We start from the raw sequence: 10,000 nt of genomic DNA on the forward strand, positions 1-10,000 counted from the left end.
TTAAAAAGGCAGTTGAGCATTTTGAAAACACCAAGAGTCTCTATTTTAGAGCCATAGAAGATTTCAATTTTTTAATTTTCGAATTAAAACGTGTTGATGAACCAAACTTAGTTGTCAACATTAATAATGTCAATTTTGAAAAACTGGTTGACATTAATCTAGGACAAGTAACTAAGTTGTATACAACAGATAATCCAAAAAATATTTTTCCCGAATTACCAGATGACTTAAAATTTAATTTTGAAGCTGCAAAAGAGTTTTTTAAGACATTTCATTCTGAGCAATGGTTTAGAGGTAAACAGAATTTGGAGTTTTTAAGAGTCTTTCTAGAAATTATTAAGAAAGACAGGTGCAGTAAACAGAAAAGGCAAATATTTAAGAATAAAGCGCCTGTTAAATTACACTTAACAAAAAGTAACTGCATCTCGGAACTTAGCCAATATGCCGATACTCCTGATTGTTTACTGGCATTTTTAGCCAATCAGGTAACCAACGCTGCATAAAACTGTAATAAGCGGACCCGGTAAGGTTCGCTTTTTCTACTAAGTCGTTTGAGTGACCGTCTGTTTCACCAGACTCATAGTACTGATTGGACTATCAGCTAAACTCAACTACCGTTGGCAAACTGGAGTCAGAACCAACCGCTAGGGTTAAAGCGCTCAGTCATTCAGCTAAACATAGAAAATACGGGCGGGGACAAGCCCACGCCCCTACAGTTGAATATCTACAGGTAATAAAAAACCCGCCAGATGGCGGGTTTCTTTATTACCGATAATCTTCCGGGCTTGGGCAAGCACACATCAGGTTGCGGTCGCCGTATACGTCGTCGATACGGGTGACTGTTGGCCAGAATTTGTTTTCTGCCACGTACTGTGCAGGGAATGCAGCGTACTGACGCTCGTATGGGCGGTCCCAGCTTGGGTCGAAAATATCTTCCATGGTGTGAGGTGCGAAGTGCAGTGGGTTGTTGTCTGCAGTCCACTCCCCTGCTTCTACCCTGGCAATTTCATTGCGGATAGAAGTCATGGCGGTGATAAATTTGTCCAGTTCCACTTTGCTTTCAGACTCAGTAGGCTCGATCATCAGCGTGCCGGCTACCGGGAAAGACATAGTTGGGGCGTGGAAACCGTAGTCCATTAAACGTTTGGCGATGTCCATTTCGGTGACGCCGGTTTTTTCTTTTAATGGACGCATGTCGATAATACATTCGTGCGCTACGCGGCCGTTGCTGCCTACGTACAGTACCGGGAAGTGTTCGCCCAGTTTTTTCGCCATGTAGTTGGCGTTTAAAATCGCCATTTCAGTGGCCTGACGTAAACCGTCGCCACCCATCATTTTGATGTACATCCAGCTGATAGGCAGAATGCCTGCGCTACCAAATGGAGCTGCAGATACTGCGCCGTTGTTTGCGCCTGTGCCTTCAATTTTCACTACAGCGTGGTTTGGCATAAACGGAGCTAATTGCTTTTTCACACCTATAGGACCCATGCCCGGGCCGCCACCGCCGTGAGGAATACAGAAGGTTTTGTGCAGGTTTAAATGCGATACGTCAGCACCGATAAAGCCAGGAGAGGTAATACCTACCTGAGCGTTCATATTGGCGCCGTCCATATACACCTGGCCACCGTGCGCGTGCACTATGTCACACAGCTCGCGGATAGACTCTTCGAATACACCGTGGGTAGATGGGTAAGTCACCATAATGGCGGCTAACTTGTCTGATACGGCTTCGGCTTTGGCTTTTAAATCGGCCATGTCGATGTTACCGCTCTTGTCGCAGTCAACCAGTACCACTTCAAAGCACGCCATAGCTGCTGTTGCAGGGTTAGTACCGTGCGCAGACACAGGAATTAAACACACATTACGGTGTGAATCGCCGCGGCTTTCGTGGTATTTACGAATAGCGATCATACCGGCGTATTCGCCTTGTGCGCCTGAGTTTGGTTGCATAGACACAGCGTCGTAGCCTGTGATGTCCACTAACCAGTTGGCCAGCTCGCCAATCATGTCGTAGTAACCTTCAGCCTGGTCGCGTGGCACGAACGGGTGCAGCGAACCAAATTCTGGCCAGGTGACCGGGATCATTTCGGCTGTAGCGTTTAACTTCATGGTGCACGAACCTAAAGAAATCATTGAGTGGTTCAGTGCTAAGTCTTTGTTTTCCAGCTTTTTGATATAACGCAGCATTTCTGTCTCAGAGTGGTATTGGTTAAATACCGGGTGCGTTAAGTACTTGGAAGTACGAACTAAATCAGCAGGAATAGAGTTCGAGCCGTTCGCTACGATCTCAGCATCTAACTTAGTCACGTCTAAGCCATGGCCAGCGCCTAATACGATATCAAACAGCTGAGCGATGTCAGCAGCTGACGTCATTTCGTGGAAGCTTACGCTTAAGCTGTCTGCGATATCAGTACGTAAGTTCACTTCAGCAGCGATAGCACGGGCAACAACAGCGGCACGGTCAGCTACTTTAAAAGTCACAGTGTCGAACCAGGTGTTGTGTACTAAAGACACGCCTTTGGCTTGCAGGCCAGCTGCAAATACGTCAGCAGAACGGTGAATTCGTTCAGCAATGTTTTTCAGACCTTCTGGGCCGTGGTACACAGCGAAGAAAGACGCCATGTTCGCCAGTAATACCTGTGCAGTACAGATGTTGGAGTTGGCTTTTTCACGACGGATATGCTGTTCACGGGTTTGCATCGCCATACGCAGTGCCTGATTACCACGGCGGTCTTTCGACACACCTATGATACGGCCTGGCATAGAACGTTTGTAATCGTCACGGGTTGCGAAGAAGGCTGAGTGTGGGCCACCGAAGGCCATAGGTACACCAAAACGCTGTGCAGAACCTAATACTACGTCTGCACCTAATTCGCCTGGCGATTTTAATAACAGTAAGCTCATCATGTCGGCTGCTACTGCAACTACGGCTTTTTTCGCCTGCAGCGCTGCAATCAGGCCGCTGTCGTCACGCACTTCACCAGTCGTCGATGGGTACTGTAATAAAGCACCAAAGACGTCGTGGTTCACTGCGTCAGTGGCTTTGCCAATGATTACGTCAAAACCAAACATCTCCGCACGGGTACGTACTACGTCAATAGTTTGTGGGTGCACGTCGTCAGCGATAAAGTACGTATTGGCTTTGCTTTTCGCGACACGTTTGGCCAGCGCCATAGCTTCAGCAGCGGCTGTTGCTTCGTCCAGTAATGAAGCCGATGCCAGCTCCATACCTGTTAAATCTAAAGAAATTTGTTGGAAGTTCAGCAGAGCTTCTAAACGGCCCTGAGCAATTTCCGGCTGGTATGGAGTGTAGGCTGTGTACCAGCCCGGGTTTTCTAACACGTTACGTAAAATAACGTTAGGTGTCAGAGTTGGGTGGTAGCCCATACCAATGTAGCTTTTGAATAGTTTGTTTTTGTTCGCAGCAGCTTTTAAGTACGCCAGAGCATCCGCTTCAGTTGTGGCTTCACCAGTTGCCAATGGCTTTGGCAGGCGAATGGAAGCAGGCACAGTTTGTGCGATCAGCTCTTCCATGCTGCTTACGCCTAATTCAGCCAGCATAGCTGCTGTTTCGTTAGCGTCCGGGCCTATGTGGCGTTGAATAAATTCCTGATGGTTCGCAAGTTGCGACAGGGTTTTCACAGCTGAAGTGGTCATGCCTTGAAGTTCCTAAATGGTCTTAACAATATGCTGGATGTTTACGCACAGTTCTGGGTTTTGGCCCAGCTGGTAGTAAAATCCCTGTTGGGGTCAGCACGGGCGGGGGTAAACCCCGCCCCTACAAAACCCGTTTATTTATTCATTACCCCAACCTATGACGGTTGGCACGCCTCTGTCTTTATATCGACATCTGCGGTTTTGTCTGGGTTCGTTGCGGGCGGAGATAAACCCCGCCCCTACAATTCCCGTTTTATGTCACGGCTCTATCAGATATCCGTAGGGGCGAGGCTTGTCCTCGCCCGTCTGTCCGGTTTAATCCGACGCTCGGGCGGGGGTAAACCCCGCCCCTACAATAACGCCCGTCTATCCGGTTTAACCGCATCGACGTTTTTCTACGTCTATCTGATAATTTAAAGCCCTGTGCGAACACAGGGCTTTAAAGTTAAATCAACGTCGACTTATTCTTCGTCAACAACGCTCTGGTAACCAGCGGCGTCTAACAGGCCAGCCAGTTCAGAAGCGTCAGAGGCTTTGATTTTGAACATCCAGCCTTCAGCGTATGGAGAGCTGTTCACCAGTTCTGGTGAGTCGTTTAACGCGTCGTTTACCGCTACAACTTCACCTGAAATTGGTGCATAGATGTCTGATGCAGCTTTTACAGACTCAGCTACAGCTACGTCGTCGCCCTGAGCTACAACATCACCTACGTCTGGTAATTCAACAAATACCATGTCACCTAACAGGTCCTGAGCGTGCTCAGTAATACCTACGGTGTAAACGCCATTGCCTTCGTCACGAACCCATTCGTGTGACGTTGCATATTTTAAATCGTTAGGGATGTTGCTCATTGTTATATTCCTTGGTGCTGAATTTGTTGTTAATCGCAGTCAGTCTACAAACTGACTCTGGCAAACAACATAGCGAAGCTATGCTCCTGCCGCAAGCTAATGGCCGCCTGCCTTGTTTGTTTATTTTTCAATCAACAGAAAACAAACAAAGCAAGCCACTGTATTTATACCCAAGTAACTTGAAGTTGCAGGGCTGCGACATGACGCAGTCCACAAAGCCGCAGCTTCAAGTACGACAGGTATATCAGATTACTTTTTTACCCATACGCACAAAGTTAGGTTTTACGACTTTCACCTGAACCAGTTTGCCACGGATATCTACTTCGGCTGTGTCGCCAGTCGAAGCTGGTACACGGGCCATAGCGATACTGAAACCTAAAGTAGGAGAGAAAGTACCAGAAGTAATTTCGCCTTCGCCGCCTTCGGTCACCACTTTTTGGCCGTGACGTAATACGCCTTTTTGTTCCATCACTAAACCAACCAGCTTCATGGTGCCAGCCGCTTTTTGTTGTTCTAAAGCAGCACGGCCGATAAAGTTACGGTCGCTTGGTTCCCAGGCGATAGTCCAGCCCATGTTGGCAGCCAGTGGAGAGACGGTTTCGTCCATATCCTGACCGTACAGGTTCATACCTGCTTCTAAACGTAAAGTGTCACGAGCGCCTAAACCTGCTGGTTTTACACCAGCGTCCAGCAGTTTTTGCCAGAAGTCAGCGGCTTCTTCGTTTGGTAAAGAGATTTCGTAACCGTCTTCGCCTGTGTAGCCAGTCGTTGCAATAAACAGAGAACCCGCCTGAACACCAAAAAATGGCTTCATACCAGCAACAGCAGCTTTTTGCTCTTCTGTTAATAAGGTGGCTACTTTGGCTTTAGCTTGTGGGCCTTGCACTGCGATCATGGCGAACTCTGGGCGTTCAGTCACAGTAACGTTAAAGGCGGCCGCTTGTTGGTTGATCCAGGCCAAATCTTTTTCGCGGGTGGCAGAGTTCACTACTAAGCGGAAGAAGTCTTCAGTCAGGAAATAAACTATTAAGTCGTCAATCACGCCACCGGCTTCGTTTAACATGCCGCTGTATAAGGCTTTGCCTGATACGGTCAGTTTGTTAACGTCGTTGGCGAGTAAATAACGCAGGAAGTTGCGGGTGTTTGGCCCTTTCAGGTCAACGATAGTCATGTGAGAGACGTCGAACATACCAGCGTCCTGGCGGACATTGTGGTGTTCTTCAATTTGTGAACCGTAGTTCAGCGGCATATCCCAGCCGTGAAAGTCCACCATTTTTGCGCCACATTCTACATGCTTTGCGAATAACACTGTTTTTTGAGCCATCTAGCTTCTTCCCAGTTTTTTTGCTGCCGAAGCAGTCAACTAATTCTGGCCTGCGCTGCTGGAGCTTTTCAGGCCGCGTGAACAACAGGAACTTGTCATCAAATATTCACAGAAATCTGCTTATAACCGAATGACATTTTTAAGATGAACTGGATTATAACCGATGGGGCCAGAGGCCAACAGCCCCTTTTGGATTAGATTTAATAATGCGAATAGCAGGACTATAGCTCATAACCCTGCCATTTTAGGCCTTTTATCAGCCCGTCACTTGGCTGTAGGGCGCGCTATATAAGGCAAGTCGCCAGAATCGCCTAAAGCCGCAGCCATTATTTTTTGTTTTACGAAAGGCAGTTTGTCGGTCAGCGACATTCCTAAACCACGCACTAATTTCAGCACTGGGTTTTGCCGGCCAAAGCCTTGTTTAAAGGCTTCCATAGCGGCGATCAGAGTTTGCGCTTCTGCTTTGCGCCAGCGTTCATAATTTCTCAGCATTCGTTGTTCATTAATCGGCTTTTGCGCCTTAATTTGCTGATCTATTAGTTCTGCTAATGCGGCAACGTCCATTAAACCCAGGTTCATGCCCTGCCCCGCCAACGGGTGAATGGTATGGGCAGCATCCGCCACCAGCACGGTTTTATTCAGCACCCATTCGCTGGCATAACGCATTTTTAGCGGGTAGCTGTTGAGTGGCGATTCAAGCTGCAACAGGCCTAATACCGAATTGCTGGCTGCCGTTAAGGCTTTATTAAACTGATCGCTTGGCATGGCTTGCAGTTCAGCGGCTTGCTCAGGGCTGGTACTCCAGACAATAGAGACTAAATGCGGGTCGGCCAAAGGCAATAACGCCAGCGGACCAGTAGGTAAAAACACCTGACGGGCGCAGCTTTGATGCGGTTCAGCAGTGCGGATTTGTGCCACTAAGGCCTGATGCTGGTAATCCCAAAACGCAATAGGCATGTGCAGTTGCTGACGGACAAAAGAGTTAGCACCATCAGCAGCCACCAACAGTTTGCACAAGATCGGGCTTTGATCAGCAATAGTCAGCAGGTTTTGTTGTTCGCTATTGCTGATGCTTTGAATACGGCTTTGAAACAGGCAACTGACATTAGTTTTGCTTTGCAGTTTGCTGTAAAGCACGGCACGCAGCTGTTCGTTATCCACTATAAAACCCAGCTCGTCACAACCTTGTTCCAGCGCAGAAAACTCAATACGGCCAAAACTGTCGGCTTCCCAGACTTTCATATCGGTATAAGGTGCAGCGCAAGTTAAGTCCTGCCAAACCCCCAACTGACTCAATAAGCGTTTGGACGCCCGATTCAGCGCGCTAACCCGTTTTAAGCTGGGTGCCAAAAGCTCTGGCGCCGGTTCTTTATCCAGCACGGCAATTTTAAGCGGCGAGTCGGCCAGTAAAAGGGCAAGCGTTAAACCTGCACTGCCTGCGCCAACTATACAAATATCATTTTCGATCATAAGTGATCTCTTTTTTTAGGCCGAGGTTTAACTCAGCAGCGCCTTTAGCTGGCGAATAGAATTCAGACCCATGGCCTGGTTAGCCACGGCTTGTTTTAAATCAGGACAAAGGTTTAACGCGAATAAGCCTGTATTACGGCCAAGCGCCATCAGGCGCGATGAATTGGAAAATAGCCGTACCAGGGAGTCGGTATATAAAATCACTTGCTGCATATCAGGCAAACGCGCCTGCTGATAGGCTTTGATCAGTGGATAGCAGCCAGCATCAGCCTGATGTTTTTGCAGCAACAGACTTAAACTAAAAATATCGCGGATAGCCAGGTTAAATCCCTGCCCCGCTATAGGGTGCAGATTATGCAAACTATTGCCAAGCAGCACAGTGCGATGGCGCGAAGCTTCAGTGGCCCGCTTTAAACTTAACGGATACACCACACGCTGACCTACAGTTTTAAATACACCAGCCCTATGGCCTGCTGCTTGTTGCAGCGCCGCTAAAAACTCAGGCTCTGGTTGGATTAAATGATGCGCAGCTTGCTCTGGCGTTAAAGTCCAGACCAGCGAATAACGCTGACGGGTTAAAGGCAGCAACGCCAAAGGCCCGGTTGGGGTAAAACGCTCAAAGGCTTTATGCTGATGCGATTGTGCTAAGCCAATGTTGGCGATTAGCGCATGCTGCTGATAGTCGTCCGATTTCAGCTCAAAACCCGCTAAGGCACGGCTGGGCGATAAGCCCCCTTCCGCTATCACCAATAACTTGCTTTGCAGTTGTGCCCCACTTTGCAGGCTAATGTGCTGCAGCTCTGCTGTTGGGTTTAATGCATTAATCGCATCGCTGTAAAACCAGCTTAAACGGCCTTGTGCCGTGAAAGCTTTAAGTTTTTGCCACAGTACTTCGCCTATGGCTTCGACTTCAATCACCTGGCCTAAAGCGGATAACTGATGATCAGCGGCATTTAAATAAGTTTTACCAAAATGACCACGGTCGGAAATATGGATATGTTCGATGGCGCAGCCGCTTTGCTGTAAATCCTGCCACAGGCCCCATTGCTTGAGCAGTTCCACACTGCCGTGGGCCAAGGCTATGCTGCGGCTGTCAAAGCTGGCTTTGGACGGCTCTTTATCTGAGCTTTGTTCAACAATAGCCAGCTTTAATGCAGGGTTTTGACAGAGCAGCACATAAGCCAGTAGTGATCCGGCCATACCACCGCCTGCGATCAGCAGATCCAGAGGTTGTTCTGTACTGTAAGTCTCTGACATCAATTAATCCTGTGTTTAGCTGTGGCTTTGCGCCATTAAGGCTTCAATTTCGGCGATTTCTTTTGGCACTAAGTCGGTCAGGTTGTCGTGACCTTCGGCTGTGACCAGCAAGTCATCTTCAATCCGTACCGCCAGCCCCCACCACTTCGGATCGCAGGGCGAGCCTGTTGGGATATATAAACCCGGCTCAATAGTTAAAATCATGCCTGGTGCAAAAGGCCGCTCTTCGCCCGCAAGTTTGTAAGCACCAACATCATGCACATCCAGCCCCAGCCAATGGCCTAAACCATGGATAAAATAGGCTTTGCAGGCGTTGTCTTTCAAAAGCTGGTCCAACTCGCCGTGCAAAATACCTAACTCCAATAAGCCTTTGGTCAGCTCTAAACAAGCAGCGTCCAGCGCGTCTTTAAATTTGTTACCAGGTTTAACTTGTGCACAAGCCGCGTACTGAGCATTTAACACCACCTGATACACAGCGGCCTGTTCGGGGCTGAATTTGCCACTGGCCGGGAAAGTACGGGTAATGTCGGCCGTATAGCCCTGATACTCAGCACCTGCATCAATCAGCACTAAATCGTCGTCTTTGAGCTGACTGCTGTTGTCGGTGTAATGCAAAATACAGCCGTTTTCACCCGCACCTACTATGCAGTTGTAGCCAGGAAAACGGGCGCCGTGCATCGTAAACTCATGCAAAATATGAGCTTCAAGCTGGTATTCCCACACGCCGGCTTTGGCAGCCTGCATGGCTCTTTTATGCGCTTTGGCACTGATGTAACCGGCCTGGCGCATTTGATGAATTTCCTCTTCATCTTTAAACAAACGCATTTCAGCCGTTACAGGCCGTAAATCCTGTTGCACTGTAGGTGCCACGTAACCCCGTTTCGGGTAAAGCCTTAAGGTGGCTAAAGTAGCTGCTACTTTGGCATCGAACCCGGCATAAGTGCCCTGCGCGTACAGCATCGTAGTTTTTTGGTTCAGCGCTTTTAACAGCTCGTTATCCAGCTCGGTAATTGGCAACGCATCTAAACCCAACACAGCTTTGGCTTGCTCCGGCCCTAAACGACGGCCTTGCCAAATTTCAGCCAACTGGTCTTTAGCGCGGCACAGCAACAGACTAGCAGTGTTGCCGGAATTGTCTTTGCTTAGGATCAAAAGTGCGTCAGGTTCGTTAAAACCTGTCAGATAAAAGAAGTCGCTGTCCTGACGAAAAGGGTATTCAGTGTCACGGCTACGGGTTAATTCCACTGCGGCAGGCACTAAAGCCACACTATTGTCCGGCATAGAAGTAAGCAAGCGCTCACGTCTGTTGTGGTAGGTCGTTACTGTCATCATAAGGTCAGTTCTTAATGCAAAGTTTTATTCTGAACTTCGGAGCTGCTGAATTTCAGCCCTACTTCGTTGTAGCAGGTCAGCACCAGTAACCGAATATGCTCCAGCACCA

At 48.4% G+C, this 10,000-nt stretch carries 7 protein-coding genes; 1 reads left to right on the forward strand and 6 read right to left on the reverse strand.

All coding sequences use genetic code 11. The annotated features are described in order from the left end of the window. Positions 1–503, forward strand: a 503-nt coding sequence (locus LDL40_RS06805) for a hypothetical protein (RefSeq protein ID WP_300994464.1), incomplete at its 5' end; no start/stop codon positions are given. A 262-nt stretch (positions 504–765) separates the two neighbouring features. Here LDL40_RS06805 and gcvP read toward each other — a convergent pair. From gcvP to pepP, 6 genes are all read right to left on the reverse strand, one after another. Beyond that, complete coding sequence (gene gcvP / locus LDL40_RS06810; RefSeq protein ID WP_300994465.1) at positions 766–3,657, reverse strand: aminomethyl-transferring glycine dehydrogenase; 2,892 nt, start codon at positions 3,655–3,657, stop codon at positions 766–768. Between the two features lie 461 nt (positions 3,658–4,118). Next, positions 4,119–4,508, reverse strand: a complete 390-nt coding sequence (gene gcvH / locus LDL40_RS06815) for a glycine cleavage system protein GcvH (protein WP_300994466.1) — start codon at positions 4,506–4,508, stop codon at positions 4,119–4,121. 244 nt (positions 4,509–4,752) lie between these two features. After that, complete coding sequence (gcvT, locus tag LDL40_RS06820) at positions 4,753–5,832, reverse strand: glycine cleavage system aminomethyltransferase GcvT (protein WP_300994467.1); 1,080 nt, start codon at positions 5,830–5,832, stop codon at positions 4,753–4,755. A gap of 264 nt (positions 5,833–6,096) precedes the next feature. After that, positions 6,097–7,302 (reverse strand): FAD-dependent monooxygenase, encoded by a 1,206-nt coding sequence (locus LDL40_RS06825; RefSeq protein ID WP_300994468.1) that lies wholly within the window; start codon positions 7,300–7,302, stop codon positions 6,097–6,099. A 27-nt stretch (positions 7,303–7,329) separates the two neighbouring features. Then, positions 7,330–8,559 (reverse strand): 2-octaprenyl-6-methoxyphenyl hydroxylase, encoded by a 1,230-nt coding sequence (gene ubiH / locus LDL40_RS06830; protein WP_300994469.1) that lies wholly within the window; start codon positions 8,557–8,559, stop codon positions 7,330–7,332. A gap of 15 nt (positions 8,560–8,574) precedes the next feature. After that, positions 8,575–9,891 (reverse strand): Xaa-Pro aminopeptidase, encoded by a 1,317-nt coding sequence (gene pepP / locus LDL40_RS06835; protein ID WP_300994470.1) that lies wholly within the window; start codon positions 9,889–9,891, stop codon positions 8,575–8,577. Positions 9,892–10,000 lie beyond the last annotated feature (109 nt).

The organism is Rheinheimera sp., from assembly GCF_020217005.1.
Classification (GTDB): domain Bacteria; phylum Pseudomonadota; class Gammaproteobacteria; order Enterobacterales; family Alteromonadaceae; genus Pararheinheimera.